The following is a 12,736-nucleotide window of genomic DNA, read 5'->3' as shown; positions in this document are numbered from 1 at the left end:
ATTTTCCTTTCCAAGGAGTTATCGAATGAGCAATAACCAAATTCGTGCTTATGCTGCAATGAAAGCAGGCGAGCAATTGGTTCCTTATCAATTTGATGCAGGTGAATTAAAGCCACATCAGGTTGAAGTTAAAGTTGAATACTGCGGTTTATGTCACTCAGATTTGTCTGTGATCAATAATGAATGGCATTCATCCGTTTATCCTGCTGTCGCTGGACATGAAATTATTGGCACAATTATCGCACTCGGTTCAGAAGCCAAAGGACTGAAACTTGGTCAACGTGTTGGCATTGGTTGGACAGCTGAAAGTTGCCAAGCATGTGATCCTTGTATTGGTGGTCATCAAGTTTTATGTACCGGTGGCAGCGTTGCGACTATCGTTGGTCATGCGGGTGGCTTTGCAGAAAAAGTTCGCGCGGGTTGGCAATGGGTCATTCCTCTACCGGAGGCTTTGGATCCTGAAAGTGCAGGACCATTGCTTTGTGGCGGCATTACCGTGTTTGATCCTTTGCTTAAACATCAGATTCAAGCAACACATCATGTCGGTGTGATTGGGATTGGTGGTTTAGGGCATATGGCCATCAAGCTACTTAAGGCTTGGGGTTGCGAGATTACCGCATTTAGTTCAAATCCAGACAAAACTGAAGAGCTCAAAGCCATGGGCGCTGACCATGTGGTAAATAGTCGTGATGCTCAAGCGATCAAAGCGCAACGTGGCAAGTTTGATCTATTGCTTAGCACCGTCAATGTAACCCTGAATTGGCAATCCTATCTCAATACATTGGCACCGAATGGTAGTATGCATTTCTTGGGTATTACCTTAGAGCCTATTCCAGTTTCTGTAGGTACTATCATGAGTGGTGCCAAATCTGTTACAGCTTCACCAACTGGGTCACCTTTAGCACTGCGCCAACTACTACAATTTGCCGCACGTAAAAATATTGCACCACAAATTGAGCTATTTCCAATGTCTCAACTCAATGAAGCAATTGAACGACTTCATTCAGGTCAAGCACGTTATCGTATTGTACTTAAAGCAGACTTTGATTAATTTAAAATCGACGACATACGCTCTCTCACCCAATCCGCCAACTGTTGAATTGCTTGGCGGATTTCGGTGGTCAACGCATGTCCTGCATTTAAGCGGATGAAGTGCTGATAACGCTGATCTTCACCAAATACTTCCCCTGGTACGATATTAATCCCTTGGCGCTGCGCTAAATAATATAACTCTAAGCCTGTAATATTTTCTGGTAGTTGCAACCACAAAGCATAACCACCTTCTGATTGACTCAAGGCGATTGAAATCCCATCAAATACTTCCAAAATATAAGCACGATACTGTTCGACTTGTTGCATCAACTTCGGTCTTAAGTCATCCAAATGCTCACGATAACCACGACTATAAATGAAATCAGCCAAGCCTAACTGTAAGGGTGTATTGACACCGACGTTATTTGATAAGAGTTGTGGTCGTAAGTGTTGCAATTGTTGTCCCAAGCAAAACCACCCCACACGATAGGCTGTAGACAGTGACTTCGAGACTGAACCACACCAAATTACGTAGCCTTGTTGATCCCAATAACGAATCGGCAAAGGCCTCTCTTTTTGGAAACTGCATTCACCATAAATATCATCTTCTAAAATAAAACATTGGTATTGCTGTGCGAGTTGAGCAATTTTTTGCTTCTGTGAATGACTTAAACAGTAGCCCAATGGATTTTGAAAATTAGCAGTGAGTAAACACAGCTTGGCATCGCCCTGTTTCATAAAAAACTCAAGACGTTCAAGATCAATACCTCGATGATCTGCTGGAATCTCAATAATCTTACGCTTAAGACTTGCCAACATTTGCAACTGACCGTTAAAAGTAGGTGTTGGAATTAAAATACTGTCCCCTTCCTGACTGATCTGCTGAATTAACAGGGACAAAGCTGGCATACAGCCATTGGTAATAAAAATATCTTCCGTAGCGACATAAATTCCATCTTCACGCCAATGATCTGATAAAGCCTTACGTAACTGCTCATGCCCCTGTTTATTACAATATAAAAAATCTTCAGGCTGACAGTGTTTAAGCGCACGCTGTAGGGAACGACGTAGCCCATCTACAGGAATTAAATGGGGCGACAACTGAATAGCCCCTAAAGGGGTTAAATGATTTTGAATCGATGCTGTTTGAATCTGATTTTGTAAGTCTAAATTCGAGACTTGCCGTGCTTTGGACTCAAAGCTTGGACTTTTAGGAGCAGCACTTTGATATTGTCTTGAACTTACAAAATAGCCTGACTTGGCTTTGACATAAATCAGCCCTTTCGCTTCTAACAGTTCGTAGCATTGTTGTGCGGTACTCAAACTAATACTTTGCTGACGAGCAAATTCCCTTAAAGAACTCAACTTTTGCTGTGGCTGTAATTCATGTTGATAAATTTTATGAGCCAGTTGATCTGCTAGGCGTTGATATTGAAAAGTCATATCTGTACTGCTTTTTTATAAATTTCTGTATCTGTATTGGTCAATACAACACCGTTAAGCTATAAAAATCAACTGACAAAGGATAAGAGCATGAAAAACAACATCTTATTTGTATTTTCTACAATTTTTTTTACAGGCTGCAATCTGACTGACCAGTCCACTTATCAGCAACAACAAGTGTGTAAATCTCTCTCACAGGGATATCTGCAAATTCAAAACCAATCGACTTATGAATTATGGAAAATGGAGAAAAGTGAAGCCACTGAGCAGACCCGTGTCATCAAACTGACCTATAAGAAGCCCAATGAAAATGGCCTGATGCTCTCAAGTAACTTTCTGCCAACGGTCAAAATTGAATGCACGCAACAACAGCAACAGGTCAAAGTTGCAGTACAACAACCGACTGGACAACTTGTTCAAGTTTTAGAACTCAAACTTGCCGAAACAGCTATTGGCAAACCCAGTAAAATCAATCAAATGATCAAATAATATGCGTTAGGGTTGTGGCATACCGTTGGGCTTGAAATCGTGTAGATATACAAACATCGCCCATCGGCTTTTCACAATTTATTTCGCTTCTCATATCAGCACACCATGCAAATATCAGCTTGTTCGAATTGTACTTAGATCACATAAAACTATTTTTCTGCAAAACAATATGTATAAAAATTCAATATAATCCGATAGTTAGTTAAAAAATATGACCGTTTTTTCTTATAATCTCTCTCAGAGCATATGTATAACAATATGCCAGTTTGCTCGTTGTTATTTTAATCTTGGGGAATTATGGTGACAGAACACACTTTGGTCTTACGCAACACACTCTTGGCACTTTCTTTGACACTAGGGCTAACTGCTTGTGGTGGTGGCAGCAATGACAGTACCACAACAAAACCTGAAGCAACGCAACCGCCTGACAGCATTCAACCTGATCATTCAGTCAATACTCGTATCAATGAAGCTTTACGTACAGGCAGTACAGCGAACCTCACAGCACAAGATACACCTGCACTGTTAAAATGGGCATTGGCTAAGGCAGAGACACAACGTGACTGGCAAAAAAATCTGCTCACTGCTCTCTATTCCAATACCAACAATCAAGCCATACAACCTGTTTTACAAGTACCTAGTAACGTTTCTTTAAATCTGTATCCGACCGATCTTAGTCAAAGCATACCATTCGCTATGGGGGACGCCGTCTGTGAAGATGCCTTAAGTCTGCAAGCAGGTAAAGGCTGTGGTCTAGGCGTTATTAGTCGAATTGATCAAAGCCGGGTATTGGCTTATGGTCAGGAAATGTTTAATAAAATACTGGAAAATAATAGCGATTATATACAGTTTAGCGAAGTGATGAACAACAGCTTGCGTTGGCTCATTACAGGTGATGCGCATCAATCCTTGGCTGGAAAATCCTTAACCATTAGTGTAAGAGGCACATCGGCAGTACAGGCTAAAAATTATTTGGAAAAACAACTGGGTGCAACGGTTCGTGACGCAAACTGTAATGTACTAGACCCTGCTAATAGCTGTTGGCAAGCGTTGGATGTGATTGTTCTTGGGCAAGGTATCGAAACAGAAAAATTTGATCAATCTCTCATCGAAAAATACATGGCAGCAGGCAAACCAATTTATTTCCAAGCCTCAACTTGGCAAACTCAAACCAATAGCCAAAAAGTACTCAATGCATTAAAACTTCAAGTTAATCATAATTTTTTCCGCAACAAAAATACGCTGCTCATCGCTAAAACCGCAACTCTAGAAGAGCGTTGGCAACGAATTAACCAAATTGAAGACAGCATTCAGGTCCTACAATATCTGATTGATCCAAGCACCACGACTTTGGGTGAATTGAACAATAATAATCCGCTAATTAAGAGCATTTTAAACCAGTCTAATCTCTTACAATTGCTTAATGCTCAGGGTTTATCTGCTTTTAGTACACAGAATAAAAATGAGCTCCTCAAGGCTCTCGTGCTGATTGCCGATTTATGGCGACCAACCGTAAATTATACAGGTTTGAAAAAAACCAGTGATGCAACCACCTTTATGCATACCTATGCATCTGATGCTTGGGTCGATTATAACCGCACCAATACTCGTGCATCGAACTATGGCGCTGGGGATTATATGCCTACAGCGGCACAGAATATGCCCGTCAGCAGTGATTGGGAAACCATTACCGTGACGATTCCACAAGGTAGTGGTATGACGAGTATTGGTCGTGCCAGTATCCCAGCCAAGGCTGTACAAATTCAAATTGTCGATGCACAAGCAGCCGATCTTTCAATACAAACTAGTTATTTACGCACTTGGGGCAGCCCATTTGATGATGCAGGTTATAAACGCCCATTGCGTCCAAACAGCTATCCTGTCAAATTATTGCCGCAACAGGATAATGCCTTTATTAGTCCATTCGGCGGCCCTTTGATGCTGAATTATCGCAATGCCACAGCAGGCAGCATCATCACCTTGAAAATCAAGGGCAGTGCCAAATACGCACATTACGACTTTACCCAAGAAATGAGCAGCGCCGAAAAAAATGCGGCAACTCAAGTGCTGCAAAGCAAAACCTTTGGTTGGAATACCTTTAAATTTGTTGGTGGTGAAATTCAGCAAACCAATGCCTATGCCCTCAATGCAATTGGCAATTTAAGTCCAGACGAATATATTAGTCGAATTAAAGCCGTGATTTATGACAGTAACCATATTGCCAATGGTTATAACAATATGCCGCTAGATAACAGTACTCAACAGGCTTGTCGCGCTTTGAATTGGGATTGCACCAGTGCTCTGCATCGTGCGCCAAACGTACAGCATTTTGTTGGCTGGATTGCAACCTGCGGCTTCTTATGTTCGGGTAATCCATCCGATGGCTCTACAGGAGTCGATATTGGTTGGGGTTGGGCGCACGAATTGGGGCACAATACCGTTCAAGCTGTGCTCACCATGACCTTCCCATCTAGCGAAAATGGCAATACGATTGGTTGCGGTGTGGAGTGTAACAATAATATTTTGGCAGGCTTAAGTATGCTGCGTAAATATGAAATTTATGCTTTAGATAATAATGGCAATAACTTTAATCATTCGGAATTGTACAGCTACATCAAAAGCAACCGTGATACAGGTTTGGCTGGTGAAGCACTCCGTATCGATATGGAAAAACGCTTATGGCAAGGTAATGATAATGCCAAACAAGCATTTCATCTACAACTAGCACACAATTATACCAAATTACATCAGGGCAAGGCTCAACCCGACGCACAAGGGGTATTGGAGTTTATTCGCTTACTCAATATTTCACAGCGTTTATACAATCAGATTGATTTGAGCAAAGCCTCTATCGCAGAGAAAAATCAGTTAGGTCTGGGTGCATTTAGCAGCAAAAACTTGAGTCGTCCTGATCTGATCTACGTGCTGAGCTCAAAGATTATGGGTTATGACTTAAAAGATATTTTTCAGTTCTATGGTTTATCTGTCACAGATACCGCACGAGCGTCGATTGCAATGCTGAACTTACCAACAGCCCCCCTCACGTTCTATGCACAACCTGTAAATCGGTCTAACCATTTAAATGAAGGCACTTGGTTAACCTTGCCTGCAACAGGCTCCGTTCCAAATTATCCTTATAAATAACAAATCACAATACAAAGCGGCTTTTAGTGCATAAAAGCCGCTTTCTTATGATCAATCACTCTGTTTATTTCAACATATCGGGTAACTTAGGCTGAGCATATAATGGGTTATAAATTTCTTTCTTCATCCTCATTAGCATTTGATACGGTTGCTGCTGCACAAACATATTTACAAAACTGAGAGGGATCGAACCTGCTGGATCGGCATAACCACTGGTCATGACTTTGACTTTATTATTGGCGAGCCGTTGAAATGTCCAATCCCCCGTATACTGAGTTAGACGAATCACATCAGGCTGTTCAGGATAACTATTCTTCACTGTACTATTTTTAATACTAATACTACCATCTGCATTTTTAATCATTTTACCTTTAATCACCACATCTCGGTCTTTTAAAGGAAACGGAAAATCTAACAACATATATAGGGTAAATTCACCTTTCTTTTCATCACGAGACAAGAGTTGTGCTTTCGCAACATAAGGTACCCATTGTGGCGTACGTTCAACATCCAGTACCACAGCAACAGCCCGTTCTAATGGCACATCAAAAGTGGTTTCTGCTCTATATTGGAAAACAGGATTATTTTCTGTTTGGTAAGTCCAAACTTTAATATTATTACGATGTAAACTCAGTTTAGGTGCTTCTGCGGCACTAGTAGCCAAGCTGGTCGCACTTAGCAGTGCAGCAAGAACAATATGCTTTTTATTCATGTCATGCTCAATTGTTTTAGTCATTGTGAGAGCTTGTTTGAACAGCACATTTTTTAGATGCTCAACAAGCTCTTTAGGCGAAAAAAGAAAGATTAAACTTCAATATCATTAAAGCCAAGAACATCTTTCATATCATATTTACGTGCTTCACGACCAACAACCCATGCAGCCGCGCGCACAGCACCAGAAGCAAAATTCATTCGATTGGTCGCTTTGTGTGTGATTTCAACACGCTCACCTTCACCAATAAACATCACGGTATGTTCACCGACGATGTCGCCACCACGAATAGTTTGAAAACCAATACTTTGACGTTCACGAGCGCCTGTATGACCTTCACGGCAATACACTGCATCCGTTTTCAAGTCACGGCCTAAGGTATCTGCAATCGCCTCACCCATCATAAATGCGGTACCTGATGGTGCATCCACTTTATGACGGTGATGTGATTCGATGATTTCGATGTCAACGGTATCACCAAACACTTTCGCTGCGAGCTCTAATAATTTGATTGAAACATTCACACCAACTGAATAGTTAGCAGCATAAACGACTGGAGTCTGTGTTGCAGTTTCATCTAAGAAAGCCTTTTGTTCATCCGACATGCCTGTAGTGCCGATCACCATTGCAACACCTGCCTCACGGCATAACTTTAAGTGTTGTTCAGTGGCAACAGGCGCAGTGAAATCAATCACCACATCACAGTCTTTTAAAACTTCACTTAAATTTCCCACAATCTTGACGCCGATGTTGCCAATCCCTGCAAGTTCCCCTGCATCTGCACCCACCAAACTGCTTTCTGGACGTTCAACAGCTGCTGCGAGTTGGTAGCCTGCTTGTTGTACTGCTTGAATCAGAATACGCCCCATGCGTCCGCCTGCACCCAAGATTCCAATGCGTGGAGAAGTCGACATAATTTTTCCTAGTCTTTTATTTAAACAATTGGGCTACTATAGCAAAACTCTATGCCTACGCTAAAAAATTCCCATAAAAAAACCTGCCGAAGCAGGTTTTTTCAACATCAGTTAAACCAGTCAAAGAATGACTTTTTCTTTGGTGATGAGGCATGTCCATCACCATCTAACGACGCTTGTAATTCTTTCAACAATTCACGTTGGCGACTGTTTAAATTCACAGGTGTTTCTACCACGATACGGCACAATAAGTCACCGACCATGCTGCTACGTACAGGACGAACACCTTTACCCCGTAAGCGGAATAACTTACCTGTTTGAGTACCTTCTGGGATTTTTAAGCTGACACGACCATCAAGCGTCGGAATTTCAATTTCTTTGCCTAATGCAGCATCAGCAATACTGACTGGCACATCCATATATAGATCTGCACCGTCACGTTGGAAGACTTCATGTTCACGAACTACGACTTCAACGTATAAATCACCCGCTTGACCATCACGAATCGCTTCACCTTTACCTGTTAAGCGAACACGATCGCCGTTGTCCACACCCGCAGGAATGGTGACTTCAAGCGTTTGTTGACGATCGGCAACACCCGAACCATGACAAGTATTACAAGGGTTTTTGATAATTTTGCCTTGACCGCGGCAAGTACTACAAGTTTGTTGAACCGAGAAGAAACCTTGCTGCATACGTACTTGACCCGCACCATGACAGGTACGACACGTCTCAACATCATTTGGATTCTTAGAACCTTTACCATCACAGCTATCACAAGGTGCAGGTGCAGTAAACGTAATGGTCTTTTTTACGCCTTTGACAGCTTCTTCAAGCGTCAATTCCATCACATAGCGAAGATCTGAGCCACGGCGTTGACGTTGCTGCTGACGACCACCGCCACCGAAAGCACCACCAAAAATATCGCCAAACTGACTAAAGATGTCTTCTGCACTAAAACCACCACCGAAGCCACCGCCGCCACCAAAACCGCCTTCAAAAGCACTATGACCAGCGCGATCGTACATACTGCGCTTTTCGCCATCAGACAGGATTTCATAGGCTTCTGCAGCTTCTTTGAACTTATCTTCTGCTTCAGTATTGTCTGGGTTACGATCTGGATGATACTTCATCGCCAACTTACGATAGGCTTTTTTAATCTCATCATCACTTGCGGTTTTCGAAACGCCTAAAACCTCATAATAATCACGTTTAGCCATGGTTGGCGATGCTCCTCACGGAATTGGTTCAATCTCTACAAATAAATAAGCTCTGTTGACATTTTATTAACAAAGTCAACAGAGCCTTAATAAGGGCACTACTCTAAATTTACAAGGCCTAGCACAATAAAAAAGCGATAAAATTAGAATACCGCTTTATTTTTAAAATACTTAGCAACACCTTTGATCCATGCATTTAACAAAAACAACCATGCGATTGCACTGAAAATCACACCTGCGACCGTCATGCCTGTTACCCACAATGCACTATCCCATGCAAAAAAGAATAATGGAATAAACCATAACGCAGCAAAGCAAATGATCATGGTAAATAACAGCACGTTACGCATGATCCAAAGGGCATGTGCATGAATCCATACTTCAGCATTATCCACAATCGCAACTTTTCGCGCTAATAGGTATGCAAATACTGCAAACACGATTGTAAATAATGCAAGAAACATGAACACATAAGAAATCGCCACGTAACGGCGATGCTGCTCAACATTGTCTTGCCCCATGCTCTAGATCACCTCATTCATCGCATTTTGCCAAACCAATCATGCAATGAAATTCAATTATTTTTTGGTCTTCAAATATAGGTGCTACTATATTGAAATTTTCAATATTTCGCACCTTTATTCACAAAATAATTACGATAGCGGTGTTGCTTTCTTCACTTTGAACCATGCTGCATACAATGCAGGTAAGAAAAATAAGGTCAATAAGGTCGCAACAATTAAGCCTCCCATAATCGCAACTGCCATTGGACCAAAGAAAAGACTGCGTGATAACGGGATCATCGCCAGTACCGCAGCCAATGCCGTCAATACAATTGGGCGGAAACGGCGCATGGTTGCACCAATCACCGCATCCCACGGCGCATACCCTGCCTGAATATCTTGTTCAATTTGATCAATCAAAATCAGCGAGTTCCGCATAATCATCCCTGACAATGCAATCGTCCCAAGCATCGCCACGAAACCAAACGGTTTATTAAACAAGAGTAAGAATGCAACCACTCCGATTAAGCCAAGTGGTGCTGTCAGCAGAACAATCGTTGCACGTGACATACTCCGCAATTGAATCATCAACAAGGTCATTACCACAGCCAAGAACAATGGCATACCTGCATTGACTGAATTTTGACCTTTCGCAGATTCTTCAACCGTCCCCCCCACCTCAAGCAAATAGCCATTTGGTAAATCCGCACGTAAAGTTTGCATTTTATCTGCTAACTGCTGAACCACGGTTGCAGGCTGTAAATTGGTTCGAATATCGGCACGAACTGTAATCGTTGGTAGGCGGTTACGATGCCAAATCAAGCCTTCTTCGAAGCGCGATTCAATTTTTGCAATCTGTGCCAAAGGTACGGTTGTTCCTTTGGTGGTTGGCACAGCTAAGCTTGCCAAAGAAGCTACTTCTGCACGTTCAGTTTTATCACCACGTAGACGAATCTCAATCAACTCACGTTTTTCACGATATTGATTCATCACTGAGCCTGTCACCGAAGCATTCAAGAAATTGGCTAAATCAACACTAGAAACACCCATTTGACGGGCACGGTCTTGGTCAATTTCAATCGCAATAATTTTACTTGGCTCACCCCAATCCAAATGGACATTGGTGGTATTCAGGTCTTCACCTACAACTTTAGCAACTTTTTGTGCCTCTGCCCGAACCGTTGCCAAATCTTCACCTGAGACACGATACTGCAATGGATAACCCACAGGTGGGCCATTTTCAAGTAAAGACACACGGGTACGTACTTGTGGCAAGAGTTGCTTGATTTGTTTCTCTAAAGAGCGGCGAATTTCATTACGATCATCTAAAGACGATGCCAATACCACAAATTGAGCAAAACTGGCTTGTGGAAGCTGTTGATCCAAAGGTAAATAGAAACGTGGTGACCCTGTACCGACATAGGCTACATAGTTATCAATCCCTTTTTGTTTCGCAAGGAATTGCTCAACCTTATGCACTGCCTGTTCAGTCGCAACCAGTGATGCGCCTTCTTCTAATTTTAAATCAACCAAAATTTCCGCACGGTTTGATGCTGGGAAGAACTGCTGTGGAACGAATTTAAACATCGCCACTGACAACACAAATATGCCAACGGTCACTGCAATCACTGTCTTACGATAGGTAATACAGATTTCAACGACACCACGGAAAGATTGATAAAATTTTGACTGATATGGATCATGATGCCCAGCATGTGCCTCAACGACAGGTGCTGGTTGCTTACGTAACCTTGCCCATAGGCGTAAATACCACGCCGCTTGTTGATTTTGCTTGGTGAAATCAGGCAGTAATTTTTCGCCCAAATAAGGTACGAATAAAACCGCAGCAATCCATGAAACGATCAATGCAATCGTCACGACTTGGAAAATAGAACGTGTGTATTCACCTGTGCCTGATTGAGCTGTAGCAATTGGAAGGAAACCTGCTGCAGTAATCAGCGTTCCTGTCAACATTGGAAACGCGGTGGTTTGCCATGCAAAGCCTGCGGCTTTCAGTCGGCTGTAACCCTGCTCCATTTTAATCGCCATCATTTCAACAGCGATAATCGCATCATCGACCAACAAACCCAGTGCAAGAATTAATGCACCCAAAGAAATCTTGTGTAGCCCTACATCAAATAAGCTCATCCCTGCAAACGTCATCGCCAGTACCAACGGTATCGACAATGCAACGACCAACCCTGTACGGAAACCGAGCGAGAAGAAACTCACCAATAAAACGATAATCACCGCTTCAGCCAGTACTTTTAAAAATTCTTGAATACTGCGTTGTACCGCTACAGGCTGATCTGAAACTTTTTGCAGTTTCATGCCCAAAGGTAAGCTCTTTTGTAAGCTATTAAATTCAGTTTCTAGGTTTTTGCCCAGTGCAATGATGTCTCCACCTTTGCGCATCGACACCGCAATCCCAATACCGTTCTCGCCCATGAAACGCATACGAGGCTGAGCAGGTTCACTGAAACCACGATAGACTTCAGCAACATCACCCAATTGAATGGTTTTATTCCCGACCAACAACGGCATTTTTTTCAGGTCATCGACACTATGTAAATGCCCACTGACACGAATTTGAATACGGTCGGTACCTGTTTCAAAGAAACCTGCACCTGCCATATCATTTTGCTTTTGTATCGCTTCCTGAATTGCAGTCACGGGGACACCGAGCTGAACAGCTTTGGTATTGGATAATTCAATCCAGATTTTCTGATCTTGCAGACCAACGAGATTGACTTTGCTGACATCTTTGACCCGTTGCAGTTGTAGTTGCAAACGATCGGCATATTCTTTCATTACCGCATAGTCAAAATCTTTACCCGTCAGGACATAAATATTCCCGAAGGTATCGCCAAATTCATCATTAAAAAATGGCCCTTGCACGCCACTCGGTAGCTGTGAACGTACATCATTGACCTTTTTACGGACGTTATACCAAATATCAGGAATCTGGCTCGATGGCAAACTGTCTTTAGCAACAAAGGTCACCAACGATTCACCAGGGCGTGAATACGCCATGATGCGATCATACTGCCCCGTGGTCATCAATTCTTTTTCAATACGATCGGTAACGAGTGTCGACACTTCTTTAGCAGTTGCCCCTGGCCAATAGGTCTGTACCACCATCACTTTGAACGTAAAGGGAGGATCTTCACTCTGTGAGAGCTTGGAATAAGACATAATTCCGACAATGCCGAGTAACAGCATAAAATACAGAACAATGCCCTTATTCTTCAGCGCCCATTCTGAAAGGTTAAATTTCAT

Annotated in this window: 9 protein-coding genes; 3 read left to right on the top strand and 6 right to left on the bottom strand. The window is 42.4% G+C overall.

Annotation, left to right across the window (positions count from 1 at the left end; all coding sequences use genetic code 11):
* Window positions 1-25 precede the first annotated feature (25 nt).
* Window positions 26-1,051: an NADPH-dependent aldehyde reductase Ahr gene (ahr, locus tag O1450_RS00215; RefSeq protein ID WP_269229268.1), complete on the top strand. Its 1,026-nt coding sequence runs from the start codon at window positions 26-28 to the stop codon at window positions 1,049-1,051.
* Here the strand turns inward: ahr and O1450_RS00210 are convergent.
* Window positions 1,048-2,475 (bottom strand): aminotransferase-like domain-containing protein, encoded by a 1,428-nt coding sequence (locus O1450_RS00210; protein WP_269229267.1) that lies wholly within the window; start codon window positions 2,473-2,475, stop codon window positions 1,048-1,050. The genes ahr and O1450_RS00210 overlap by 4 nt on opposite strands.
* Before the next feature lie 90 nt (window positions 2,476-2,565).
* On the opposite strand from O1450_RS00210, the gene O1450_RS00205 reads away from it, so the two are divergent.
* Window positions 2,566-2,964: a hypothetical protein gene (locus tag O1450_RS00205; protein WP_269229266.1), complete on the top strand. Its 399-nt coding sequence runs from the start codon at window positions 2,566-2,568 to the stop codon at window positions 2,962-2,964.
* 297 nt (window positions 2,965-3,261) lie between these two features.
* A complete protein-coding gene (locus tag O1450_RS00200) occupies window positions 3,262-6,108 on the top strand; it encodes an ImpA family metalloprotease (RefSeq protein WP_269229265.1) in 2,847 nt (948 codons plus the stop codon).
* A gap of 64 nt (window positions 6,109-6,172) precedes the next feature.
* On the opposite strand, the gene O1450_RS00195 is transcribed toward O1450_RS00200, so the two are convergent.
* From O1450_RS00195 to O1450_RS00175, 5 genes are all read right to left on the bottom strand, one after another.
* Window positions 6,173-6,820 carry an START domain-containing protein gene (locus O1450_RS00195; RefSeq protein WP_269229264.1) on the bottom strand — a complete coding sequence of 216 codons (648 nt, stop codon included), beginning with the start codon at window positions 6,818-6,820 and terminating at the stop codon, window positions 6,173-6,175.
* A 92-nt stretch (window positions 6,821-6,912) separates the two neighbouring features.
* Window positions 6,913-7,734 carry a 4-hydroxy-tetrahydrodipicolinate reductase gene (dapB, locus tag O1450_RS00190; RefSeq protein ID WP_269229263.1) on the bottom strand — a complete coding sequence of 274 codons (822 nt, stop codon included), beginning with the start codon at window positions 7,732-7,734 and terminating at the stop codon, window positions 6,913-6,915.
* A gap of 107 nt (window positions 7,735-7,841) precedes the next feature.
* Window positions 7,842-8,954 (bottom strand): molecular chaperone DnaJ, encoded by a 1,113-nt coding sequence (dnaJ, locus tag O1450_RS00185; RefSeq protein ID WP_269229262.1) that lies wholly within the window; start codon window positions 8,952-8,954, stop codon window positions 7,842-7,844.
* A 143-nt stretch (window positions 8,955-9,097) separates the two neighbouring features.
* On the bottom strand, window positions 9,098-9,475 hold the full coding sequence (locus tag O1450_RS00180) for a hypothetical protein (protein ID WP_269229261.1): 378 nt from the start codon (window positions 9,473-9,475) through the stop codon (window positions 9,098-9,100).
* A gap of 132 nt (window positions 9,476-9,607) precedes the next feature.
* Window positions 9,608-12,736, bottom strand: a complete 3,129-nt coding sequence (locus O1450_RS00175) for an efflux RND transporter permease subunit (RefSeq protein ID WP_269229260.1) — start codon at window positions 12,734-12,736, stop codon at window positions 9,608-9,610.

Origin of the sequence: Acinetobacter sp. TR11, assembly GCF_027105035.1 — a bacterium.
Taxonomy (GTDB): Bacteria; Pseudomonadota; Gammaproteobacteria; order Pseudomonadales; family Moraxellaceae; genus Acinetobacter.
The sequence above is the reverse complement of the archived record's forward strand: the minus strand, read 5'-3'. Positions and strand labels throughout refer to the sequence as shown.

Coding starts and splice junctions, on each gene's coding strand:
- ahr (WP_269229268.1), top strand. CDS start 26: ATGAGCAATAACCAAATTCGTGCTTATGCTGCAATGAAAGCAGGCGAG.
- O1450_RS00210 (WP_269229267.1), bottom strand. CDS start 2,475: ATGACTTTTCAATATCAACGCCTAGCAGATCAACTGGCTCATAAAATT.
- O1450_RS00205 (WP_269229266.1), top strand. CDS start 2,566: ATGAAAAACAACATCTTATTTGTATTTTCTACAATTTTTTTTACAGGC.
- O1450_RS00200 (WP_269229265.1), top strand. CDS start 3,262: ATGGTGACAGAACACACTTTGGTCTTACGCAACACACTCTTGGCACTT.
- O1450_RS00195 (WP_269229264.1), bottom strand. CDS start 6,820: ATGAATAAAAAGCATATTGTTCTTGCTGCACTGCTAAGTGCGACCAGC.
- dapB (WP_269229263.1), bottom strand. CDS start 7,734: ATGTCGACTTCTCCACGCATTGGAATCTTGGGTGCAGGCGGACGCATG.
- dnaJ (WP_269229262.1), bottom strand. CDS start 8,954: ATGGCTAAACGTGATTATTATGAGGTTTTAGGCGTTTCGAAAACCGCA.
- O1450_RS00180 (WP_269229261.1), bottom strand. CDS start 9,475: ATGGGGCAAGACAATGTTGAGCAGCATCGCCGTTACGTGGCGATTTCT.
- O1450_RS00175 (WP_269229260.1), bottom strand. CDS start 12,736: ATGAAATTTAACCTTTCAGAATGGGCGCTGAAGAATAAGGGCATTGTT.